Below are 20,775 nucleotides of genomic sequence, written 5' to 3' on the forward strand. Positions count from 1 at the left end.
GCGCCATGCTCACGTTCCTCGCCGTCCTCCTCGCCGCCTCGTCGCTCGATGGCCTCGACCAGATGTATCCGCAGCTCGACGCGCTCTACCTCGACCTGCACAAGAACCCGGAGCTCGCGATGAAGGAGCAGCGCACTTCCGCGCGCATGGCGGAAGAGCTGCGCAAGCTCGGGTACGAAGTGACCACCGGCGTCGGAGGCACCGGTGTCGTCGGCGTCTTGCGCAACGGGAAGGGGCCGACGGTATTGCTCCGCACCGAGCTCGACGCGCTGCCCGTGGAAGAGAAGACGGGCTTGCCGTACGCCAGCACCGCCACCGCCGTGAACGCGGCCGGGCAGACCGTGCCGGTGATGCACGCCTGCGGTCACGACGCGCACATGGCCGGCTGGACCGGCGCCGCCGCGTTGCTGGCCCGGATGAAGGACAGCTGGCGCGGCACCGTCTTGATGATCGGTCAGCCGGCCGAGGAGACCGTGCAGGGGGCGAAGGCGATGATCGCCGACGGCCTGCTCAAGCGGTTCCCCAAGCCGGACTTCTCCGTCGCCGTGCACGACAGCTCGGACGCGCCGGCAGGCAAGGTCTACTTCGTGCCCGGTTACGGGATGGCGAGCGTCGATTCGGTGGACATGACGATCTTCGGACGAGGCGGGCACGGAGCGAAGCCGAACACGACCGTGGACCCGATCGTGATCGCCGCCCGGACCGTCCTCGCTATCCAGACGCTGGTGTCGCGCGAGAAAGATCCGCTGGACCCGGCCGTGGTGACCGTGGGGTCGATCCACGGCGGCACCCGGTACAACATCATTCCAGACGAGGTGAAGCTGCAGCTCACGGTGCGCACCTACAAGCCGGAGGTGCGCAAGCTGCTGCTGGAGGGGATCGAGAGGATCGCGAAGGCGGAAGCGGCGTCGGCGCGGGCCCCGAAGGAGCCGGAGATCAGGTTCAGCGAGCACCAGGACGCGACCTACAACGACCCTGCGGTGACCCAGCGGCTCGCAGGGGCCGTCGCGAAGCAGATCGGCGCGCAGAACGTCCTCGAAGCTCGCCCGGAGATGGTCGCGGAGGATTTCGGCGAGTTCGGGAAGGCGGCGGGTGCTCCCTCCGTGCTCCTGCGGGTCGGCGCGGCGGAGCCGTCGAAGTACGAGGCAGCGCAGAAGTCCGGGACGCCGCTCCCTTCGCTGCATTCGTCGGGGTTCGCGCCGGATCGCGAGCGAACGATCAAGACGGCCGCAGCCGCCTTGACCTTGTCGGCGCTCGAGCTGCTCGGGAAACCCTAGCGCCTAGTGGGCCGCCTTACGGCGGGACGCGCGTACGGCCCTCGCGTCGGCGTCGGCGAACGCCGCTTCCCAGGTGGCGCCGCGGCCGCGGATCCAAAAACGGCCTCCGCGAAGCTCGCCGACCAGGCGCCGCGCGCGCGGAAAGTTGTCCGCCACGGAGACGGCTCCCGCAGGTCCCCACCTGCGTCTCGCCTCGGCAATCGCCGCGTCCGCGGCACGATGGTCGAGGTCCTCTGCGTGCAGCATCGCAGAGAAACTTGCGTCTCCTCGCGGGTGGCCGCCACGGGAAGAAAGAGAGATACGGCGGTTCCCAGGCTGTCTGCTTTCAAGGCACCGCCATACGCAGGGCAGCCGCTCGCCTGCACGTCAGCAGAAGACGAGGAAGTGTTGCTGCGGCAGGAAATCGTGCTCCGCGGCGACGCGCAGCCCGGCGGCCTTGCCGGCGCGCAGCACCCGCGCTTTCTCGACCTTCTCGTGAAAATCGATGAGCGCGATCCGGCCGCCCGGCCGAAGCGCCCGGCGGATCCGACGCAAGTAGGCGCGGGGCTCGGGGAAGTGATGATACGTGTTGATGGAGACGATCAGATCGCACCGGCCGCTCGGCAGGAATGGATCCTCCGGCAGGCCGAGGACGGGCGTGACGTTCCGGGCGTCGGCGGCGGCGAGCCGTTCGCGGAGGATCTCCACCAACCGCGGATCCGCATCGGAAGCGAAGACGTGCGCGGCGGCGCGCGCCAGCGGCAGCGTGAAATACCCGGAGCCGGCGCCGATCTCGCCGATCACCGCTTCGCGCCGTACGTCCAGGACGCGCAACACCTCGTCGGGCTTCTGCCACTCGTCGCGGCCGGGGTCTTCGAGGCGGGAGACGTATGCGTGGAGGTCTTCCGGATTGCCGAAGCGGCCGTGGGAGTGGTGATCGCCCAACCTGCTATCCGTCGTAGCGGGCGAGGATGACGGTCGAGTTGTCCACCCCGCCGTTGGCGTTGGCGGTATCGAGCAGCTTCTTCGCGCACGCTTCCAGGTTTGCCGACTGCTTCTGCAGGATCGACTCCAGGATCCGGTCCTCCACCATTCCCGACAGCCCGTCGGAGCAGAGGAGGAAGAGATCTCCGGGGCGCGGATCGTGCGGATTGATCTCCACGTCGACCTGCCGCTGCTGCCCGAGCGCGCGCAGGATGATGTTCTTCTGCGGGAAGTTCTTCGCCTCTTCCTCGGTGATCTTGCCGAGGCGAAGGTATTCCTCGACCAGCGAGTGATCGATGGTGATGCGCTTGAGCTTGTTCTCGCGGAACAGGTAGCCGCGACTGTCGCCGGTGTGCGCCACGTAGACGCGTGGCTCGCCGTTGCGCTCGGTGAAGTGAAGCGAAACGCAGGTGGTGCCCATGTTCTTCTTCGAGCTGTCCTGCTCCGCTACCTCCATGATCCGCGCGTTGCACAGCTTGATGGCGGTGACCAGCCGGTTCTCGTCGTAGCTGCGGGAGCGGTCGTCCTTGAAGGGCCAGGTGGCCTCGGGATCCTTGCCCGTCAGCTCGAAGAACTCCTTCATCTCGCGGACCGCAATTCCGCTCGCCACCTCGCCGGCCGCGTGCCCGCCCATGCCGTCGAAGACAGCGAACAGGTTCTGCTCGGGATAGACGAGGTAGTTGTCCTCGTTGTTGTCCCGCTTCATCCCGACGTCGGTCCGCGCGGCGTGGCTGATGCGCACGATGCGGCTCTACAGCAGGCGCTCCCGCGCCGCAAGGTGGCGGGCGTACAATCAAAAACACAGGCCCAATCCCGCGCCTACGCGGGAGGGGCCTGATCCGGCGCCTTGGGCGCCGGAGGGATTAGAAGTGCTGTGACGTCAGTCGGTAGGAGTCTCTGAACCCGACCGGTGCCCGGTCCGCGTTCGCCGCGGCGTCGATCGCGCCGAACACGCCGCCGATCAGCAGGCCTGCGCCGGCGCCGATGGCCAGATCGCGGCCCCAGTTGTCGCCGCCGTTCAGGAGCGCGACGCCGGCGCCGATGGCGAGACCAGCGATGCCGCCGTACAGCGCATCCTGCGCGATGATCGCGGTGGCGCTGCGGCGGGTCTGCACTTCCACGACCTCTGCGGCGAGCTGGTCTTTCGATTGCGCGCGCTCGCTCAACGTGAGCGTCTGCAGCGTACCGGCGTTCGCCGCGCCTACCACGAGCAGGGCCGCGAATGGAGCAATGAAGAGCTTCCTCAACATGGATGACCCCCGGCTGTTCGTTCGGTGATGGTGATGCCGGAAGGATGGGGAGCCCGCGCCTCAGTGGGCAACCGGACGGAGCACCACAGGGGGGCCCGCTCCCTCGTCAATCGGCCGGGCTCTCCGACCTACTTGCGCTTGACGACCAGGCTGCCGGAGAAGGCGTCGGCCTCGATCATGCCCTCCCCCTTGCCGAACGTAGCCTCGAGCCAGCCGCTGCTCATCCCGTGCTTTCGCTTGGGAGCGCGCTTCACCGCGAGGTTCACCTCGTCCCGGAGCTCGCCGCTGTGCGAGCTGTAGCTCAGCTCGAACGAGCTCTTGGGGTCGACGTTCAGCCGCAGCTCGCCCGACACCGTCTCGGCGCTGAGATGGCAGTCGCGCGCGCAGATGCCCGCCCAGTCGAGGCCGCCAGACGCCGACCGGAACTCCACCTGCGGCGCGGCGCCCGATGTAGCGACGACCGCGTGCCCGGAGACGGTATGGAGCCTCACCGGCCCCGCGACGTCCTCGATCCGGGCATCGCCGGAGATCATCTGCAAGTCGATCTTCCCCACGCCGGCGAGCTTCACGTCGCCGGACATGGTGCGGATGCGCACGTCGCCGATCCGCTGCGCGGTCACGTCGCCCGACATGGAAGCGACATCGAGGCGGCTTCCGCGGGGAAGCTCGACGCGGAGCTTCCCACGGCGCAGCGTACGGCGGCCGCGGAAGGCGGGCTCGACGCGATCGCCGAAGGCATACAGAGCGATGTCCTCGGCGGGGGCGTCGCTCAGCGTCACCGAGACCTGGCGCTTCTCGGTCGCGATCACCTCGACTTCGCCCGCCTGCGCGCGCATCTGGAACGTGACCGGACCTTTGACCTGAAGGGTCGCGCTCCCGCGGCCCCTGGACCGGGCGGTTGCGTTCTCTTCGTCGGACTCGGAGTCGTCTTCGCCGATGCGCATCCGGGGGAGTCGGATGGAGCGTTGCTGGTTCAGCTTGTAGACCTTCACGTTGCCGCCGTGGTCCTCGTCCGCCTCGACGTCGTGGTCCATCTCGTGGTCGTCGTCCTCCTCGTCATCGACGTCGCGGTCGTGCGGCATGGCGCTCGCGAGAAGCTCCGGCAGGTCGATCTCGATCCCGGACAGGTCGATCTCCGGCAGCGGGGGGAGGCCGGGAATGCTCGGCACCTGAATGTCCAGGTGGCGGTCGACGCGATGGCGTTGCGCGGGCTTGCCTTCGTCGTCCTGAGTCTGCGCCTTCGCCAGGACAGGGATTGCCAGAAAAAACACGATGACGAGCACTCGGATCACGGATTTGCCTCCTCAGACTCCTGCACGACGTCGCGCAGCGAGCGCAGGTACCCCGCGTACCCGTCGAGCACGCGCATGCGGACGTTCACGTCGTCGCTCGCCACCGCGCGCGACTCGCCGAGCTGCGCCCTGGCCCGCGTCAGCGTCTCGTCCCAACGCCGCGCCAGCTCCGGATCGAGGCGAGGCCTCAACCGCTCGTACTCGGCTTCCAGCACCTTGGCGGCATCGCGGTAATCCGATTCCGCCCGGTCCAAAGCCGCCAGCGTCTTCGGATCGATGGCCGGGCGAGGGCGCTCGGCACGCGCCGCTTGCGGCGCCGGCGGTTGTACGGGCTGCGGCTTCTGCGGACGGACCGTCACCAGCAGGACGGCGGCCGCCGCGGCGGCCCCTGCCGCGCCGACCGCCACCCGCCATGCCCAACGCGGGCGCCTGCGAGGGTGCGTCAGGCGCGCAGCGACACCCGGCCAGAGATGGGCGGTATCCGGCGAGGGCCGGCGGGCGAGCAATGCCTGTTCCGCCTCGAGCCAGGACACCTCGCGCGCGCACTCCAGACAGGTGCCGAGGTGGGCGCGCACGTCCGCCGTCCGATCGGCGGACAATTCATCGAGCGCGAGCGCCTCGAGATCCTCGATCGGGAGGTGCGTCATCGCGCCCCCTCCAGATATCCGGCGAGGCTTCTGCGCAGCTGCAGCCGCGCCCGGTGGATCTCGTTCTTGACCTTCTGCAGCGACCAGCCCATCGCCGAGGCGATCTCCGAATACCCAAGGCCGTGATCGATCCGCATCAGCAGCGCGGCCCTTCTCTCCTCGGTCAGACCGGCGATTGCGCCGTCCAGCATGCGATCCGACTCCGCGGAGAGCAGCAGCGCCTCGGGGCTGGGCGCGCGATCGATCTGGGGCGTCTCGTCGACAGGGTCGATCGGGGCGCCGTTGCGCCGCCTGCGCCGGATCTGCTCGAAAAAGACCATCCGGGCGATGCCGAACAGCCACCCCTGCAGCTTGCCGGGTTCTTCCAGCGTGCCCAACCGGTTGTGAGCGCGCACGAAGGTCTCCTGGGTCCCCTCGTCCGCCGCGACGTCGTCGCGGAGGAGATCGCCCAGGAACCTGCGCACACCCGGAGCTTCCCGATCGAAGATCACGCGAAACGCCTCCGCATCGCCGGCACGGGCCCGCGACAGCAGCTCCTCGTCGGAATGACTGTCACGGGGAGAAACCAACCCGCCCGGTAGTGACGCGCCGCCCACGCCGGTTTCAACGGGCTGGAAGCGCTGGTATGTCAGTCGGATGGACGTCAAGGTCACCAGCGGATCCGGGCTGCAGCAAGACATCCAGATCGGGAGACACCGGCTCGTCTCGGACGAGCCCCAGGCCTTCGGTGGCGCGGATCTCGGGCCCTCGCCCTACGAGCTTCTCGCGGCCGCCATCGGCGCCTGTACCTCGATGACCCTGCGCATGTATGCGCGAGCCAAGGGCTGGCCGCTGCAGCGCGTCATCACGACCATCCGTCACGACAAGATCCACGCGCGCGACTGCGCCGATTGCGAAACGAAGGAGGGTCGCATCGACCGCCTGGAGCGCGAGATCGAGCTGGAAGGCCCGCTCGACGACCCCCAGCGAAAGCGCCTGCTGGAGATCGCGGAACGCTGCCCTGTGCACCGGACGCTGTCCAGCGAGGTGAGGCTGGTCACGCGCCTGAAGACCCCCTGAGCCGTTCCGCCAGCCGCCGCAACCCGATCTCCGTCTTCATGTCGCGGATGTCGCCGCTCGCGCAACGCGACAGCGCCGCCTCCAGAGACGCCCACTCCAGTCGCGCGCCTTGCTCGAACGGCGAACCGTCGCCAGCGACGGGGTGCGTTTCCGCCTGCGCATCCACCTCGCAGCAGACGAAGTGAAAGATCTCGGCGCACATTCCCGGCGTGGGAAACAGCGGCGGACCCAGAGGCTGGACCGCCGCTGCATCGACGCGGAGACCCGCTTCCTCCATCGCTTCCGCGGCAGCCCGCGCCATCACGTCATCGCCGGTTTCCACGATTCCCGCGACGAGCTCCGGAAAGAGGACCGTTCGAGGCCTTTCTGCCCGGCCGAACTGGAGCGGAATGCGGACGCCGTGGCGCAGCAGGACCTCCACCCGATCGCCCCGCCGGAAGAGGGCGACGACCACGGCGTCCAACCCCATGGGGCGCTCGACGTAATCCCAGCTGGCCTCGCCCGTACGCGACCCGTCCGAAAGGACGAGGCGCATGCGCATGCGCCGCAGCCGCAAATGTCCTCCTTCGCCGACGCGCTGGTCGCCGGTGACCTCGAAGCCCTTCACCTCCAAGTCCGCCTCCTGTCTCCGGTTTCCCGGCAGGAACATGCCCGAATGCGACCGCGCCAGCCGGTTTCCGTCAACTGGAAAGAAAGTGGAAATGAGCGATCCGCATTCGTTAAACTGCAAAATCTGGGGGTAGGAAAATGCCCGACTCCTTCCAGCTCGAGATGATTGTCGCCGCGGAGCCGCAGCGCGTCTTCTCGGCCTGGATGGACAGCCGGGAGCACGCGGCGTTCACCGGCGGCGGGGAGGCCGTCGTCGAGCCTTGGGCGGGCGGCCGGTTCATTGCCTGGGACGGGTACATCCACGGGATCCTTCTCGGGGTCGACGAGGGGCGGCGGATCGTCCAGACCTGGCGCACCTCGGAATTTCCCCCGGAAGCGCGCGATTCGCGGCTCGTCGTTGAATTCGAGCCGGCGCGCGGGGGCACCCGCGTCATCGTCAGGCACAGCGATCTGCCTTCCAGCCACGTGAAGAAATACGAAAGGGGCTGGACCGAGCATTACCTGAAGGCACTCGCCCGCTATTTTGCAAAAGGCGCAAAGCAGAGGACTCCCGCTGCACGGGCGCCAGAATCATCCTGGGGACGGAAGGCGGAACGCCCGGCCCGGCATCCGCAAAAGGCGCCCGCGCGCAAGGCGGCACCGGGAAAAACGACCCGCAAGGCAGCAGCGAGAAAGCCGGCGCGCAAGCCCGTCCGCAAGACGCGGCCCGCTCCCCGGCGCAAGGCTTCCGCGCGCCGTTCCAGGCGCTGACCGCCCCTGGCCATGGACGCGATCGTGATCGGCGCCGGCGTGGCAGGGCTTGCCGCGGCGCGCGAGCTCAAAAAGCGGGGCTTCGAGGTGGTGGTGCTTGAAGCGCGCGACCGGATCGGCGGCCGCGTGCATACCGTCAGGCTGCCCGGGTGGCCTCTCCCGCTGGAAGTGGGCGCCGAGTTCCTCCACGGCAGGCCGAGATCGCTTCTGCCGCTCGCGCGCGACGCCCGCGAGCTCCGCGGCGGACATTATTTCGACGGAATGGAGCGCCGCGACGAGCTGTGGCAGTCGACGATGGAGAAGATCGGCAAGTTGCCGTCGGTGCTCGAGCGGCCCGTCGACAAGGCGCTGCGGACGCTTCGCTGGCGGTTGCGGACCACGCCGGACGAACGGCAGCTCGCTGCCGACTTCCTCGAAGGATTCAATGCGGCGCGCCTCGATCGCGCCAGCGTGAAGGCCATCGCGCAGCAGACGCAGGCGTCCGAAGAGAATGGAGGCAACCACATCGCGCGCCTCCCGCGCGGATACGATCTGGTGCCACGACGGCTCGCCCGCGGCCTGCACATCGAGCTCGGGGTGCGCGTGCGGATGGTGCGTTGGTCGCGCTCGCGGGTCGAGGTCCACGCCGGACACCGCTCCTGGGAGGCCCCGCGCGCGATCGTCACCGTGCCGTTGGGCGTGCTGCAGGCGGGCGCCGTGGTCTTCGAGCCCGCCCTGCCGCGATGGAAGGCGTCGGCCATCGCGGCGCTGTCAATGGGCCCGGTGGTGAAGATCGCCCTGCTCTTCGAGGAGCGTCACTGGCCGCAGGACCTGGCATTCCTGCACGCGCGCGGAGAGGAAGTGCCCACCTTCTGGCGGCCGTTGCCCTCGCGCGCACCGGCGTTGATCGGATGGGCCGCGAGCCGCAACGCGGAAGCCCTGCGGGGAAAGAATCCCGTCACGGTCGCGGTCCGATCCCTCTCCGCGGCGCTGGGCCGGCGCGTCCGGCCCATCCGGGCCGTCTCGTTCGACTGGCAGAAGGACGACCTTTCGCGCGGCGCGTACAGCTGGGTGCCGGTGGGGGCCATGCGCGCGCAGAGGGCGATCGCCGACCAGGTGGGCCCGCTGCATTTCGCCGGCGAGGCGTCGCACTTCGACGGCGCCTGCGGGACGGTGCACGGGGCAATCGAGACCGGCATCCGGGCAGCGCGCGAAGTCGCGACCGCGCAGCGAAAGTTGCCGGTCCGAGCGCGCCGGCCGTAGCATCGCCGGATGGAGGTCCTCGAGCGGATCCAGGCCTGGCACAAGGCACAGCTCGAGCGCGGGCGCGATCCTTCCCTCGGGGTCCGCATCGAGACGTTGCGGGAGCGGCCCGGCTGGAGCGTACAGATCGATCTCGCCGGCACGCGGCTCTCCGGACTGAAGCTCGCTCCCTACAAGGAGGGCGTGACGGACCGCGACTGGCTCGCATATCGCATCAAGGACGACCGCTTCGAAGGGATCGGCGACCCGACCAAGCTGCAGGCCCTGCTTTTTGCCTTCCTCGATCTCGCCGACCGCACCCTGGCGGGGCTCTCTCGCGAGCGCCAGCGAGAGAAGAAATAGAGGCTACCGTCCCGCCGCGGCGGACACGGCCTTGGAGGCCTCCCCCTCGGCGTCGCGGAGCTCGATGCGGCCGAGCTTGAGGGCCTCCAGGCGCTGCGCGATCAGCGCCGAAGGGCCGACGACGACGATGGCCATGTTCTGTGGATGCAACCGCTCGCGCGCAGCGCGAGCCACGTCATCCTTCGTCACCGAGTGCACGCGCTGCTGGTACGTCGCGTAGTAGTCGAGCGGCAAGCCGTGCGACCAGGCGCGCGCATATGCGCCAGCGGTCTGATCGTTGCTCGCGAACAGCGCAGGGATGGCGCGGATGAGCGCCTCCTTGGCGTCGGCAAGCTCCGGGTCGCTGACCTCGCCCGACTTCATCCGGGAAAGCTCCCTCATGAACTCGCCGAGAGCATCGGCGGTCTTCTCGCTGACGACGCCCCCCGCGGCGACGAACGGACCTGCCTCGCGATGCACGTCGTAGAAGCTGAAGACGCCGTACGAATAGGCGTGCTCGGTGCGAAGGTTACCGTTGAGCCGCGAGTTGAAGCTGCCGCCGAGGATGTTGTTCATCACCCGCACCGGAAAGATGTCGGCCGCGGCGGCGGAGACGCCCACTTCTCCGATCCAGATCTGCGATTGCGGCGCGCCTGGCTTGTCGACCAGGGTCACCACGCGCGTCGCGGCCTTCGCCCGCCGGGAACGAACCGCCGGGGGGTGCTTGCCGTTCTTCCACGACGCGAATCGCTTCTCGAGCAGCGGCAAGAGGGCAGCCGCGTTGGTGTCGCCGACCACGAACAGGGCCGCGTTGGAAGGCTGGAACCACGCCCTGTGCCAGGCGACGAGGTCCTGGCGGGAGATGGCCTTCACCGAGCGGGCCGTGCCCTCGCCCGGATAACCCCAGGGATGCTTCTCGCCGAAGATCACGCGCGAGAGCACGTGCTGTCCCACCGACTGCGGATCGTCGAGGGTCTGCGCGATCTGGCCGAGCCGCTCGACCCGGACGCGCTCGACGTCGGCGTTCCGGAACTGCGCATTGAGGGCGACGTCCGCGAAGATTTCCAGCACTGGATCGAGGGTATCGGAGAGCGTCGTCACCGAGACCCGCGAGGAGTCCGCCTCCGCGGCGGCGGCATACCGCGCTCCGAGATCCTCGAAAGCACGAGCGATGGCGGCGGCATCGCGAGAGGGGGTGCCTTCGTCGAGGAGGTCGAGGGCGAGGGAAGCGAGCCCGGCCTTGCCGACGGGCTCGGTGTCGGCGCCGGAGCGCAGGGCAAGATCGATGGCGATCAGCGGAACGTCGTGGCGCTCGATCAGGTAGACGGGGAGTCGATTGCTGAGGGCGAGCTGCTGCGGAACGGGGGCGCGGAATTCCACGGGGCTGCCCGGAGGCGGCGGCTGCGCGCGGAACGCGGAATCTGGCGTTCCTTGCGGCGCGGCCTCTGCCTTGGGCGCGGGTGCCGGCGGTTGGGCGGGTTTCGGGACGGCGGACGCGCAGCCCAGGAGAACGAATGCCGCCCAGAGCGGTCTCATCGGGTGCCTCCCGCCGCTGCCTGCTTCTGTTCCGGAAGCACCGTGATCACCACTCGCTGCTCTTCGTTCATGTACCGCCTTGCCAGTTGCTGGACCTGCTCCGGCGTCACTGCCAGCGTCGCCTCCAGGTTCCTGGTGAAGGCGGCGGGATCCTTCGCGAACATCTCGAAGTAGTTGAGCTGATCCGCCTTTCCGCCGAAGCCCCCGACGTTTTCCAGCTGCGCGAACAGCCCGGACTTGAGGTTGCGTTTCGCGCGCTCCATCTCGTCGGCCGAGGACGGCGCGTCGCGAAGGCGCTTCACTTCCTCGGTCAGCGCCGCGGCGACTTCCTCGGGGGCGTGGCCCGCCTGCACCGTGGCCGTGATCTCGATCAGTCCGCCGAGCTGCATCGCCGGATCCCACGTCGCCGTGACGTCCTGGGCGATCTTCTTGTCGTAGACGAGGTCGTGATAGAGCCGGCTCGACTTGCCGCCGGCGAGCATGCGCATCAGCACCGGCGGCGCAGGGTTCTCGAGAGGCCGCGGGCCGATGTATCCGATGAGCACCTTCGCGAGCTGCACCTGATCGCGCACCGTCTCGGCGACCTCCTTCGTGTGGGGCTGCGTCTTCGCCGTCACCTCCGGCGGCTGGAGGCCGCGCGGGATGGGCGCGAAGTATTTCTCCACCAACCGCTTGACCTCCGCCGGGCGGAAGTCGCCGACGATCGCCATGCCGGCGTTGTTCGGCGCGTAATAGGTGCGGAAGAATTCGCGGACGTCGTCGAGCGAGGCGCGCTGCAGATCTTCGTGCGAACCGATCACGTAGCCGAAGTACGGGTGCGGATCCGGGAAGAGCAGCTGGATCAGCCGCTCTTCGGCGCGTCCGTAAGGAACATTCTCGACGCTCTGCCGCCTCTCGTTGCGGACGACGTCGCGCTGCGTGTCGAGCTTCGTCTGGTCTACGGTATCGAGGAGGAAACCCATCCGATCGCTTTCCAGCCAGAGCGCCAGCTCGAGCCGATCCGAAGGCATGGTCTCGAAGTAGTTGGTGCGGTCCCAATCCGTGGAACCGTTCAGGTTCGTGGCGCCGTTGCGTTCCAGCATGGCGAACACAGTCCGCTCGTCGCCGTTCAGGTGCTTGCTCCCCTGGAACATCAGGTGCTCGAACAGGTGGGCGAAGCCGCTCCGCCCCTTGCGCTCGTTGACGGCGCCGACGTGGTACCAGAGATCGACCGCGACCACCGGGGCACGGTGGTCCTCGGAGAGCATCACCGTCAGTCCGTTGGGTAGCTGATACTTCTCGAACGGGATCTGCGGCAGAGCCGCGGCGGCGATCAGCATCGCGAAGAGCATGCGCGCTCCTGTATTCGGGTTCGCACCGTCTGGCAAATGACGCTGTACGGCCGCAGGGGTGCCGGATTTCACCCTCCGTGACTACCTGCGTCGTGAATGGCCGTCATTGAACGGACCCGACTCCAGCAATCGACCTTCCTGGTCCTGTTCGCTCTCGCGGCGTATGCCTTCTGGCGAACGCTGGAGCCGATCTGGGTGCCGGTGCTGCTCGGGCTCGTGATCGCAGTCGGCGTCTACCCCGTCCAACAGAGGCTGCTGCTCCGCTTCGGAGGGAAGCATCCGGGGCTGCCGGCGGCGGCGGTGACGGCGCTGGTGATGGTCCTGACGCTGGCGATCGTCACCTTTCTCGTGTTCGTGGTCGGCCAGCGCCTCCTGGAGTTCGCCCGCCAGCTCGCAGCCAACTACGAAAAGAAGGGCGCCGCCGGATTGCTCGGACACGATCTGAACGCCTTGCTCTCGCGGTTCGGCGTCTCGCCGGACGAGATCAACCGGCGCATCGCGGAGCTGGCGCGCGATTTTGCCGCCTTCCTCGGCAAGGGTGCGACCAGCATCGTCACCGGCCTGTTCACCGCCGTCTTCATCTTCATCTTCACCGCCATCACCTCCTACTACCTGTTGCGCGAAGGAACGGGCGGAACCTCATGGCTGGTGGAGATGGTGCCGCTGCCGAACGGCCAGGTGGCGGAGATCGTCCGGGACGTCCGCGACGTGACCCGCGCCATGCTCTTCAGCACGGCCGTCATGTCCGCCTACCAGGGCATCACCGCCTGGATCGGATACTGGATCTTCGGCGTCGACAGCCCGCTCGTCTGGGCGGCGCTGACGGGCGTGGCCTCCATCCTGCCTGCCGTCGGCACTGCGCTCGTCTGGGTGCCCGTCGGCATCGTGGCGATCATCATCGGGCACCCGGCGCAAGGGATCGGGATTCTTCTCTGGGGCGGCCTCGTGGTGGTCTTCGTCGCCGATTACATCCTGCGGCCGAAGCTGGTGGGGACGCGCATCAGGATGAGCGATCTCCTGGTGTTCATCGCCATCTTCGGAGGCATCGAGGCGTTCGGAATCCTCGGCGTCGTCCTCGGCCCCATCGCGGTAGCCGTCCTGCTTTCCCTGCTGCGCATCTATCAGCGCGACTACCGCCCGGAGGGACCGGTGCACGTGCACGATCCCACGCAGCCAGACCGCTCCGCGCTGCAGAACGTTCCGTGAGCGTCAGGCGCAGAGGAAGAGCTTCACGCGCGTCACGCCGCGCTGGATGAAATCGAGCGCGCGCGCCGCGGCCTCCGAGACGTCGACGATCCGTCCCTGGACGAACGGGCCGCGATCGTTGATCCGCACCTGGACCGAGCGGCCGTTGTCCAGGTTCTCGACGCGCAGGCAGGTGCCGAACGCGAGCGTCCGGTGGGCCGCCGTGAATGCATCGGGATCGAAACGCTCGCCGCTCGCCGTGCGATTCGCGCGCAGCGCGCCACCATAGTAGGAGGCAAGCCCTTCGCCGATGGGCGCGGTGGGGACCTGGGGCGGCGCATGCGCGCAGGCGGCGGCGAGTACCAGCAGGACGCCAGCGCCTCGCCTCAATGGAACCACTTTCCGAAGGTCCGCTCGAGGAACCCGGCGATTCCGCTGGCGTGCTCGGGGCAGTCGTTGGGAATGGTGCCGGGAAGGAACCACTCCCGGGAAACCTGCTGCGAGGGACAGCCGCCGCCCGCCAATCCTCCGGTGCGGGTGTCGATGTCGTGCTGCTCGAGACCCTCGGGAGGTTGCCAACGCGGCGGCAGCGGCCGGCCTTTCTCCCATGCGGCCATCACCCGCGCCCAGACCGGAGCGGCCAGCCGGCCACCCGTCGCGGCCGGTCCGAGCGGACGCGGGTGGTCGAATCCCATCCACACTCCGGCGACCAGCTCCGGCGTCGCGCCGATGAACCAGATGTCCTGCGCGCCGTTGGTGGTGCCCGTCTTTCCCAGGACCGGCAGGTCCGCGGGGAGGCCAGCGCGCGCCGCGGTTCCCGTGCCACGCTCGACCACGTCCGCAAGCAGCGACGACATGATGAACGCGGCCCCGTGCTGCAGCGCCGGCGAAGTGACGACTCCGTTCTTCAAGAGGACGTCGCCGGTGGCACTACGAACCTCGTCGATGAAGCGAGGCAGGATGCGATCCCCGCCGTTGGCGAACGGCGCGAATGCCGCGACGAGCTCGAGCGGGACCACGTTGGCGGCGCCGAGGAAGCTCGAGGGATACGGAGGGATCACCGCGTCGCCGATCCCGCAGGAGTGCGCCGTGTCCACGACCTGCGCCATTCCGACGCGCTGCCCGAGCGCGACCGCGGCTCTGTTCGAGGATACGCGCAGCGCCTCGCGAAGGTTGAGCGGCTTGTCGCTCGCGACCTGCCCGTCCGCCGGCGCGTAGTCGGCCGGGAGCTGCGCGGGATCGAGCAACGTCGACACGGGAATGCCCGCCTGCACCGCCGCAGCCCAGACGAACGCCTTGAAGGTGGACCCAGGCTGGCGCCTCGCCTGCGTCACGCGGTCGAACTCCGAAAGCGCGTAATCGCGTCCGCCCACCAGGGCGCGGACGTCGCCGGTGTGCGCGTCTAGGGCGACGAAGAGACCTTCCAGGCATTCTTCCGGATCGCCGTTGCACTTTTCGACCGCGAGGCGGCCGAGCTTCCCGGACTCGGCGGCCTCGATCTGGCGCGCCAGCTCCTTTTCTGCCGCCCGCTGCAGCCCCGCGTCCAGCGTGGTCCGCACCCGGAGACCCTGCGTCTCGGCGTCCTGCCCGAAGCGGTCGTTGAGCTCGCGCCGGACGGCGGCCACGAACCAGGGCGCACGGCCTTCCTGCTCCTGCGCGCTCAGCCGGAGCTTGCTCTTGCGCGCGATCGCTTCCTCCTTGGGCGAGATCACCTTCTGCTTGAGCATCTGCGCGAGGACGAGGTTGCGCCGCTTCAATGCCGGCTCGGGGAAGCGGCGGGGATCGTAGTTGGAAGGCGCCTTGGGAAGCGCGGCGAGGAGCGCCGCCTGGGAAACGGACAGCTCGAGCGCCGTACGCTCGAAGTAGCCATGCGAGGCTGCCTCGACGCCGTAGTAGCCGTTCGCGAGATAGATCTGGTTCAAGTACATCTCGAGAATCTGCGGCTTCGTGAATTCGCGCTCGATCCGGCGGGCGACGATCATCTCCGCGAGCTTGCGGCGCAGGGTCCGCGCGCGGGTGAGGCTGTCGGGGAAGACGTTGCGGGCGAGCTGCATCGTGATGGTGCTCGAGCCCTCGCGGAGCGAGAAGGCGCGGATGTCGCGCCAGATCGCTCCCGCTACGCGGCGCCAGTCGATGCCCGAGTGCTCGTAGAAGCGGATGTCCTCCACGGCCAGGATGGCGCCGACGAGCTTCGGCGACATGGCGGTGAGCGGAACGACGATTCGTTCCTCGGGCGCCAGCCGGGCGAGCAATTTGTTGTCGCGGTCGAAGACGAGACTCGCCTGCGGCGCCTTGTACTCCTTGAGCGCGCTCACCGGCGGGCAGTTGATCGCGATGATCCCGACGCCGGCCGCTATGAGCGCGAACAGCGCCGCGGCGCACCACGCCCCGATGCGCACACCTTTCGGCACAGGGGGAAGCCGGGGCATCCTCCCCGGAACAACTGGACGGGCGCTCTTCCTCCCGAACCACCTCATGCGACGGAGCTTCCGCCCGGCGCGTCGAATCCACAAGCTCTTTGCATGCGCATCGACCGCTTCGAGGACGAGGGTCGCTGCGAGCTCAAGGTCCACGGCGAGTTGCATCTTGACGACGCCCGGGAGTTGCTGGAACAAGTCCTGCACGAAGACTGCAACCGCGTCGTGCTCGACTTCTGCGCCTGCGACGTGGAAGACCGCGCGCTGTCGGCGCTGGCGGATCTGTTGAGCCAGTCGCAGCTGCGTCTGGGCGTGCGCGGTCTTCGCGAGCGGCAGCTGCGGCTGCTCGAGTACCTCGGCGCTACCCGGCCACTCGACATGTGAGAGAGTGGGCTCATGCCCACGCACGAGGTCCTGAACCAGGCGCCGCCCCTGCAGGGCTACGACCCGTTGGCATGCGACCTCGCGCTGCTGGATGGGTTGCGCCGGGAAGGGGCTGGCTGGGCCGAGACCGAGGTGGGCGCCTTTGCGCGGCGAACCGCCAGCCCCGAGGTGGTGGCCTGGGGGTTCCAGGCGAACGAGAACCGCCCGCGCCTTTGTACACACGACCGCTTCGGAACGCGCATCGACGAAGTCGAGTTCCATCCGGCGTGGCACGAGCTGATGCGGCTATCCATCGGAAGCGGCGTCCATTCGGGTCCGTGGCGCGATCCGCGCGAAGGGGCGCACGTCGCGCGCGCGGCGAAGATGCTGCTCGTCTCGCAGGCAGAAGCGGGTCATGGCTGTCCCATCTCGATGACGTACTCTGCGTTTCCGGCGCTGCAGCGGCAACCGGATCTGCTGGACGAGTGGGCGCCGCGCATCGTCTCGCTCGATTACGACGCGCGGATGCGTCCCCCGGTCGAGAAGCGAGGCGCGCTGATCGGGATGGGGATGACGGAGAAGCAGGGGGGCTCTGACGTGCGGGCGAACACGACCCGCGCGGAGCCGCTCGGATCGGGTGCCTACGCGCTCAGCGGACATAAATGGTTCTGCTCGGCGCCGATGAGCGACGCATTTCTCGTCCTCGCGCAGGCGCCGCGCGGACTCTCCTGCTTCCTGTTGCCGCGCTGGAGTCCGGACCGGGACCGGAACCACTTCCATCTGCAGCGCCTGAAGGACAAGCTCGGAAACCGCAGCAATGCTTCGGCGGAGGTGGAGTTCGACCGCGCCTGGGCACGGCTGGTGGGCGAGGAAGGCCGCGGCGTGACGACCATCCTGGAGATGGTGAATCACACGCGGCTCGACTGCGTGATCGGCGCCGCTGCGGTGATGCGGCAGGCCCTGGTGCAGGCGATTCATCACTGCAGCCATCGGCGCGCATTCGGGCGCCGCCTGATCGAGCAGCCGTTGATGCGCGCCGTGCTCGCGGACCTGGCGATCGAATCGGAGGCGGCGACGATCCTGATGATGCGCCTGGCGCGTGCGTACGACAGGCGCTCCGCGGAGGAGGCCGGGTTTCGGCGGCTTGGGACCGCGGTGGCGAAGTATTGGGTCTGCAAGCGCGCGCCGGCGATGGTCGCAGAGGCCCTCGAGTGCCTCGGGGGCAACGGGTACGTCGAGGAATCCATCCTGCCCCGCCTGTACCGGGAGGCGCCGCTCAATTCCATCTGGGAAGGCTCGGGCAACGTCATCTGTCTCGACGTGCTGCGCGCGCTGCAGAAGGAACCACAGGCGCGCGACGCGCTGGTCGCCGAGTTACGGCTGGGCCGCGGAGCAGACCGCCGGCTCGACGTCGCGCTGGACCAGGCGGAGGCGCAGCTCGAGTCGCCGGACGAATCCGGCGCGCGCAGGCTGGTGGAGTCGCTCGCGCTCGCGCTCCAGGGCTCGCTGCTCGTGCGTCACTCACCGCAGGCCGTGGCCGGCGCCTTCTGCGCCACGCGGACGGCCGGCGATCACGGGTATGCGTTTGGATCGCTTCCGGCGGGAATCGAGACGGGCGCGATCCTGGAGCGCGCGTGGCCGGAATGATCACGGTCCGCGGCGCGAAGATCGAGGTGGAGCACATCGGACGCTCCGGCGGACCGACGCTGGTATTCCTGCATGAAGGTCTAGGGTCTCTGGATCTGTGGCGCGATTTTCCTCGCAGGGTATCGGAGGCCACCGGGCTGCCGGCATTCGTCTACAGCCGGGCGGGCTACGGGAAGTCGAACCCCGCTCCCCTACCGCGGCCCGTCCGCTACATGCACGACGAGGCGGCACTGCTGCCGGACCTCTTGAAAGCGGCAGGTATCGACGACCCGGTGCTCGTCGGTCACAGCGATGGCGCCTCGATCTCGATCATCCATGCCGGCAGCGGCGGGAAGGCGCGCGCACTTGTGCTCGAGGCTCCACACGTTTTCACCGAGGAGATGGGGCTGCGGAGCATCGCGAAGGCGCGAGAGGCGTACGAGAGCGGCGACCTGCGCACGCGCCTCGCGAAGTACCACCAGAACGTCGACGCCGCGTTCTGGGGCTGGAACCGGCCCTGGCTCGATCCGGAGTTCCGAAAGTGGAACCTGGAGGAGTTTCTGCCGCGGATTCCCGTGCCGATCCTCGTCGTCCAGGGCGAGGACGACGAGTACGGGACGCGCAAGCAGGTCGACGCCATCCAGCGAGGCGCGCGGCAGGTCGAAGTGCTGATGTTGCCGCGATGCGGCCATTCGCCCCATCGCGATCAGCCGGAGGCTACCCTGCGCGGGATGGTGGAGTTCGTGCGGAGATACGTTACGCCGGGTCCGTGAGGTCCTTGCCGACCTGCCGCTGCGGCACCGGGCCTCGCGCGACGACGACGGCAGCGGCGAGCATCAACAGATCGCGCGCCACCGTCCACCACGAGGCGGGCTCGTCGCCGCCGAAGCAACCGCAGCGCAAGTCGATGCCGCGCAGCAGCGCCTGGGAAAGGAAGGCGATGAACGCGACGAGCAGGCAGGCGATGACGGCCGCCGCCGCGCGCTCCATCACTCCCGCGACGAGCGCGATTCCGCCGAGCAACTCGATTCCCACGACCGCAGACGCGACGAACGGCACCAAGGCCGCTGGAACGATGCGGTAGTTCGCCACGTCCTGCGCAAAGCCCGCCATGTCGGGCAGCTTGGTTACTGCCGCCCAGATGAAGAGGGCGCCGAGCACGATGCGGACGCCGGTCAAGACGCGCGCCATCATCGTCCCTCGCCCGTGCAAAGCGCGCACGTTCCCGACTCACCGGGGCCGCCCGCCGCGAGCCAGTCCGCCCAGGCGCCGGTGAGCACCCGCACGTCGCGCAATCCTTTCGCCTGGAGGCCCGTGGCGACCTGGTCCGCCGCAGCGCACTCGCGGTCGCGGTCGTAGACGATCACCATCGGCGCGGCGCCCAGCTTCGGCAAGAGCGGTTCAACCGGGTCGCCGGGGCGCACATGCACGGCGCCGGTGACATGACCGCTCGCGTACTCCTGTGCGGACCTCGCATCGACGAACGCTGCCGCGCAAGCGATGCAGAGCGGCTTCGCCTCCTGCACAGAGATCCGCGCAACGCTGGCGCGGGGATCCTGACAGACCGCTCCGGGCGACTCGGCTGCGGCGAAGACCGGTCTCCCGAGGGCCGAGGGCCGCGGCGAAACGAAATTCGCGGCGATCCCAATGACAGCGCCAGCGACGGCGATGAATCCTGCGCGCAGCAGCATTCCCACGGGTCCAATCATAACCGGCAGGACGATCTAGGCGAGGGCTCTCGGTGGGGTTCCGGCCGGTTCTCCGCGCGCGACGTAGACGGCGGCGGCGAGGTCGCCTGTGACGTTGACCGTCGTCCGGCACATGTCGAGCAGCCGATCCATGCCGATGATCACCACTCCGACGTACGCCGCGATGGGCCGGATGACCGCCGGACCGATTCGCGCCGTCATCACGAAGAGCAGCGCCGCGACGCCGTAAGGCGCCAGCTTGAGCACGCCTTCCACCAGCTTCATCGAAACGTCGTAGAGGCCCTGGAGCATCTCTCGCAGGCGCCGTGACGCATCGCTTTCCGCGGCGGAGAGCGCGATCCCGAAGAGAATCGCGAACACGATGAGCCCGATCAGGTCGCCGGTCGCAGCGGCCTTGACCGGGTTGTCGGGAACCGGCGCCAGCAGGACGGCGGAAACTCCCTCGCCGGCGGGAAGCGCGGCTGGTTTGATCCCGGTCCCGTGGGACAGCTCGCGTACGGCCGCGGGAAGGCCACGTCCAGGTCCGAGCAGGTTCACCAGCGCGACGCCGATGAGAACGGAAATGCCCGAGACCACCACCGTGTAGCCCAGCATCCGCGCTCCGAGGCGGCCGAGGTGCCTGAGCTCCAGATCGGCGACGCCGAGCACGAGCGCCGAGAACAGGAGCGGGATGACCAGCATGAACAGCAGCCGGATGAAGAGCTGACCGAGCGGCTGGGCGAAGTTTCGAATCACCGCGTCGAGCCAAGGCGCTCCGCCGGCGGCAAGGTTTGCGACGATGCCGACGCCGGCGCCGAGGATCAGCGCAGCGATCATCCTGCGATGGGAGACCATTGCCCTACTTTAGTCGGAGTCGGGGAGCAGCGTCCTGCGCCGCACCGTCACGGAGACACCGAGCACGCCGCCGAGATCGATGCCGGCCACCCGCAGGCCGAGATACGTCTCGGTTTCCTCGCCCAGATCGTGACGCCGCCTCAGGCGTCCAAGGTCGTACTCGTTCCGCTTCGCGGGATCGGAGAGAACGACGAAAGCCTCGGTGATTTCGCGAAAGTGCTCGACCGCTTCCGGCTCGGCGTTGACGTCGGGGTGAAACGTGCGGGCAAGCTGCCGGTAGACTGCCTTGATGTCGCCGGCGGTGGCATCGTCGGCAACACCGAGCACGTCGTACAGGTCGCGTTGCGGCATAGGGACAAGATAG

The 20,775-nt window shown here is 68.5% G+C and carries 24 protein-coding genes; 9 read left to right on the top strand and 15 right to left on the bottom strand.

Annotated elements, in window-relative coordinates:
- Positions 1-5: 5 nt before the first annotated feature.
- Entirely contained in the window at positions 6-1,277 is a 1,272-nt protein-coding gene (locus E6J58_18855; GenBank protein TMB34336.1) for an amidohydrolase, read from the top strand.
- Positions 1,278-1,643: 366 nt separating this feature from the next.
- Here E6J58_18855 and E6J58_18860 read toward each other — a convergent pair whose 3' ends face one another.
- The 6 genes from E6J58_18860 to E6J58_18885 form a co-directional block, all read right to left on the bottom strand.
- Positions 1,644-2,270, bottom strand: a complete 627-nt coding sequence (locus E6J58_18860; protein TMB34337.1) for a class I SAM-dependent methyltransferase — start codon at positions 2,268-2,270, stop codon at positions 1,644-1,646.
- Positions 2,206-2,982 (bottom strand): Stp1/IreP family PP2C-type Ser/Thr phosphatase, encoded by a 777-nt coding sequence (locus E6J58_18865; GenBank protein ID TMB34338.1) that lies wholly within the window; start codon positions 2,980-2,982, stop codon positions 2,206-2,208. The genes E6J58_18860 and E6J58_18865 overlap by 65 nt, the downstream gene beginning before the upstream one ends.
- Positions 2,983-3,103: 121 nt before the next feature.
- Positions 3,104-3,490: a hypothetical protein gene (locus E6J58_18870; protein TMB34339.1), complete on the bottom strand. Its 387-nt coding sequence runs from the start codon at positions 3,488-3,490 to the stop codon at positions 3,104-3,106.
- A 128-nt stretch (positions 3,491-3,618) separates the two neighbouring features.
- Positions 3,619-4,782 carry a DUF4097 domain-containing protein gene (locus tag E6J58_18875; GenBank protein ID TMB34340.1) on the bottom strand — a complete coding sequence of 388 codons (1,164 nt, stop codon included), beginning with the start codon at positions 4,780-4,782 and terminating at the stop codon, positions 3,619-3,621.
- Positions 4,779-5,429: a hypothetical protein gene (locus tag E6J58_18880; protein ID TMB34341.1), complete on the bottom strand. Its 651-nt coding sequence runs from the start codon at positions 5,427-5,429 to the stop codon at positions 4,779-4,781. The genes E6J58_18875 and E6J58_18880 overlap by 4 nt, the downstream gene beginning before the upstream one ends.
- A complete protein-coding gene (locus E6J58_18885) occupies positions 5,426-6,109 on the bottom strand; it encodes a sigma-70 family RNA polymerase sigma factor (protein ID TMB34342.1) in 684 nt (227 codons plus the stop codon). Before E6J58_18885 ends, E6J58_18880 begins: the two co-directional genes overlap by 4 nt.
- Between E6J58_18885 and E6J58_18890 the strand changes: the two genes are divergently transcribed.
- A complete protein-coding gene (locus E6J58_18890; protein ID TMB34343.1) occupies positions 6,066-6,488 on the top strand; it encodes an OsmC family protein in 423 nt (140 codons plus the stop codon). The genes E6J58_18885 and E6J58_18890 overlap by 44 nt on opposite strands.
- Here the strand turns inward: E6J58_18890 and E6J58_18895 are convergent.
- Positions 6,466-7,137 carry an NUDIX hydrolase gene (locus E6J58_18895; GenBank protein TMB34344.1) on the bottom strand — a complete coding sequence of 224 codons (672 nt, stop codon included), beginning with the start codon at positions 7,135-7,137 and terminating at the stop codon, positions 6,466-6,468. The genes E6J58_18890 and E6J58_18895 overlap by 23 nt on opposite strands.
- A gap of 98 nt (positions 7,138-7,235) precedes the next feature.
- On the opposite strand from E6J58_18895, the gene E6J58_18900 reads away from it, so the two are divergent.
- From E6J58_18900 to E6J58_18910, 3 genes are read left to right on the top strand one after another with little or no spacing between them, the layout of a single operon-like run.
- Positions 7,236-7,847: a hypothetical protein gene (locus E6J58_18900; GenBank protein ID TMB34345.1), complete on the top strand. Its 612-nt coding sequence runs from the start codon at positions 7,236-7,238 to the stop codon at positions 7,845-7,847.
- Positions 7,848-7,859: 12 nt separating this feature from the next.
- On the top strand, positions 7,860-9,089 hold the full coding sequence (locus tag E6J58_18905; protein ID TMB34346.1) for an FAD-dependent oxidoreductase: 1,230 nt from the start codon (positions 7,860-7,862) through the stop codon (positions 9,087-9,089).
- 9 nt (positions 9,090-9,098) lie between these two features.
- On the top strand, positions 9,099-9,431 hold the full coding sequence (locus E6J58_18910) for a hypothetical protein (protein ID TMB34347.1): 333 nt from the start codon (positions 9,099-9,101) through the stop codon (positions 9,429-9,431).
- Between the two features lie 3 nt (positions 9,432-9,434).
- Here the strand turns inward: E6J58_18910 and E6J58_18915 are convergent, their stop codons facing one another.
- Together E6J58_18915 and E6J58_18920 are read right to left on the bottom strand one after the other, a co-directional pair.
- Positions 9,435-10,946: an insulinase family protein gene (locus E6J58_18915; GenBank protein TMB34348.1), complete on the bottom strand. Its 1,512-nt coding sequence runs from the start codon at positions 10,944-10,946 to the stop codon at positions 9,435-9,437.
- Complete coding sequence (locus E6J58_18920) at positions 10,943-12,277, bottom strand: insulinase family protein (GenBank protein TMB34349.1); 1,335 nt, start codon at positions 12,275-12,277, stop codon at positions 10,943-10,945. The genes E6J58_18915 and E6J58_18920 overlap by 4 nt, the downstream gene beginning before the upstream one ends.
- A gap of 96 nt (positions 12,278-12,373) precedes the next feature.
- Here E6J58_18920 and E6J58_18925 point away from each other — a divergent pair, with 96 nt between their 5' ends.
- On the top strand, positions 12,374-13,483 hold the full coding sequence (locus E6J58_18925) for an AI-2E family transporter (protein TMB34350.1): 1,110 nt from the start codon (positions 12,374-12,376) through the stop codon (positions 13,481-13,483).
- Between the two features lie 3 nt (positions 13,484-13,486).
- On the opposite strand, the gene E6J58_18930 is transcribed toward E6J58_18925, so the two are convergent.
- Together E6J58_18930 and E6J58_18935 are read right to left on the bottom strand one after the other, a co-directional pair.
- Positions 13,487-14,071: a septal ring lytic transglycosylase RlpA family protein gene (locus tag E6J58_18930; GenBank protein TMB34351.1), complete on the bottom strand. Its 585-nt coding sequence runs from the start codon at positions 14,069-14,071 to the stop codon at positions 13,487-13,489.
- Entirely contained in the window at positions 13,849-16,086 is a 2,238-nt protein-coding gene (locus E6J58_18935) for a penicillin-binding protein (protein TMB34352.1), read from the bottom strand. The genes E6J58_18930 and E6J58_18935 overlap by 223 nt, the downstream gene beginning before the upstream one ends.
- Between E6J58_18935 and E6J58_18940 the strand changes: the two genes are divergently transcribed.
- The 3 genes from E6J58_18940 to E6J58_18950 are packed head-to-tail and all read left to right on the top strand — an operon-like array spanning position 16,066 to position 18,641.
- Complete coding sequence (locus E6J58_18940; GenBank protein ID TMB34353.1) at positions 16,066-16,263, top strand: hypothetical protein; 198 nt, start codon at positions 16,066-16,068, stop codon at positions 16,261-16,263. The genes E6J58_18935 and E6J58_18940 overlap by 21 nt on opposite strands.
- Positions 16,264-16,275: 12 nt before the next feature.
- Positions 16,276-17,889 carry an isovaleryl-CoA dehydrogenase gene (locus E6J58_18945; GenBank protein TMB34354.1) on the top strand — a complete coding sequence of 538 codons (1,614 nt, stop codon included), beginning with the start codon at positions 16,276-16,278 and terminating at the stop codon, positions 17,887-17,889.
- Entirely contained in the window at positions 17,886-18,641 is a 756-nt protein-coding gene (locus tag E6J58_18950) for an alpha/beta hydrolase (protein ID TMB34370.1), read from the top strand. The genes E6J58_18945 and E6J58_18950 overlap by 4 nt, the downstream gene beginning before the upstream one ends.
- Here the strand turns inward: E6J58_18950 and E6J58_18955 are convergent.
- The 4 genes from E6J58_18955 to E6J58_18970 are packed head-to-tail and all read right to left on the bottom strand — an operon-like array spanning position 18,625 to position 20,762.
- Positions 18,625-19,062: a DoxX family membrane protein gene (locus E6J58_18955; protein ID TMB34355.1), complete on the bottom strand. Its 438-nt coding sequence runs from the start codon at positions 19,060-19,062 to the stop codon at positions 18,625-18,627. The genes E6J58_18950 and E6J58_18955 overlap by 17 nt on opposite strands.
- The gene (locus tag E6J58_18960; protein ID TMB34356.1) at positions 19,059-19,577 is read right to left on the bottom strand and encodes a rhodanese-like domain-containing protein; all 519 of its coding nucleotides are present in this window, start codon (positions 19,575-19,577) and stop codon (positions 19,059-19,061) included. Before E6J58_18960 ends, E6J58_18955 begins: the two co-directional genes overlap by 4 nt.
- Positions 19,578-19,592: 15 nt before the next feature.
- Entirely contained in the window at positions 19,593-20,411 is an 819-nt protein-coding gene (locus tag E6J58_18965; protein ID TMB34357.1) for a dicarboxylate/amino acid:cation symporter, read from the bottom strand.
- Between the two features lie 9 nt (positions 20,412-20,420).
- A complete protein-coding gene (locus E6J58_18970) occupies positions 20,421-20,762 on the bottom strand; it encodes a hypothetical protein (GenBank protein TMB34358.1) in 342 nt (113 codons plus the stop codon).
- Positions 20,763-20,775 lie beyond the last annotated feature (13 nt).

It is taken from the genome of Deltaproteobacteria bacterium (genome assembly GCA_005879535.1).
In the GTDB taxonomy this organism is placed as follows: Bacteria; Myxococcota; Myxococcia; order Myxococcales; family 40CM-4-68-19; genus 40CM-4-68-19.

What these genes read in the sequence shown, in the direction of transcription:
- E6J58_18950 (TMB34370.1), top strand. Translation starts at nt 17,886, where the DNA reads ATGATCACGGTCCGCGGCGCGAAGATCGAGGTGGAGCACATCGGACGC.
- E6J58_18890 (TMB34343.1), top strand. Translation starts at nt 6,066, where the DNA reads ATGGACGTCAAGGTCACCAGCGGATCCGGGCTGCAGCAAGACATCCAG.
- E6J58_18970 (TMB34358.1), bottom strand. Translation starts at nt 20,762, where the DNA reads ATGCCGCAACGCGACCTGTACGACGTGCTCGGTGTTGCCGACGATGCC.
- E6J58_18955 (TMB34355.1), bottom strand. Translation starts at nt 19,062, where the DNA reads ATGATGGCGCGCGTCTTGACCGGCGTCCGCATCGTGCTCGGCGCCCTC.
- E6J58_18900 (TMB34345.1), top strand. Translation starts at nt 7,236, where the DNA reads ATGCCCGACTCCTTCCAGCTCGAGATGATTGTCGCCGCGGAGCCGCAG.
- E6J58_18960 (TMB34356.1), bottom strand. Translation starts at nt 19,577, where the DNA reads ATGATTGGACCCGTGGGAATGCTGCTGCGCGCAGGATTCATCGCCGTC.
- E6J58_18870 (TMB34339.1), bottom strand. Translation starts at nt 3,490, where the DNA reads ATGTTGAGGAAGCTCTTCATTGCTCCATTCGCGGCCCTGCTCGTGGTA.
- E6J58_18925 (TMB34350.1), top strand. Translation starts at nt 12,374, where the DNA reads ATGGCCGTCATTGAACGGACCCGACTCCAGCAATCGACCTTCCTGGTC.
- E6J58_18880 (TMB34341.1), bottom strand. Translation starts at nt 5,429, where the DNA reads ATGACGCACCTCCCGATCGAGGATCTCGAGGCGCTCGCGCTCGATGAA.
- E6J58_18965 (TMB34357.1), bottom strand. Translation starts at nt 20,411, where the DNA reads ATGGTCTCCCATCGCAGGATGATCGCTGCGCTGATCCTCGGCGCCGGC.
- E6J58_18945 (TMB34354.1), top strand. Translation starts at nt 16,276, where the DNA reads ATGCCCACGCACGAGGTCCTGAACCAGGCGCCGCCCCTGCAGGGCTAC.
- E6J58_18915 (TMB34348.1), bottom strand. Translation starts at nt 10,946, where the DNA reads ATGAGACCGCTCTGGGCGGCATTCGTTCTCCTGGGCTGCGCGTCCGCC.
- E6J58_18895 (TMB34344.1), bottom strand. Translation starts at nt 7,137, where the DNA reads ATGTTCCTGCCGGGAAACCGGAGACAGGAGGCGGACTTGGAGGTGAAG.
- E6J58_18920 (TMB34349.1), bottom strand. Translation starts at nt 12,277, where the DNA reads ATGCTCTTCGCGATGCTGATCGCCGCCGCGGCTCTGCCGCAGATCCCG.
- E6J58_18930 (TMB34351.1), bottom strand. Translation starts at nt 14,071, where the DNA reads ATGGGAGAAAGGCCGGCCGCTGCCGCCGCGTTGGCAACCTCCCGAGGG.
- E6J58_18855 (TMB34336.1), top strand. Translation starts at nt 6, where the DNA reads ATGCTCACGTTCCTCGCCGTCCTCCTCGCCGCCTCGTCGCTCGATGGC.
- E6J58_18910 (TMB34347.1), top strand. Translation starts at nt 9,099, where the DNA reads ATGGAGGTCCTCGAGCGGATCCAGGCCTGGCACAAGGCACAGCTCGAG.
- E6J58_18905 (TMB34346.1), top strand. Translation starts at nt 7,860, where the DNA reads ATGGACGCGATCGTGATCGGCGCCGGCGTGGCAGGGCTTGCCGCGGCG.
- E6J58_18885 (TMB34342.1), bottom strand. Translation starts at nt 6,109, where the DNA reads ATGTCTTGCTGCAGCCCGGATCCGCTGGTGACCTTGACGTCCATCCGA.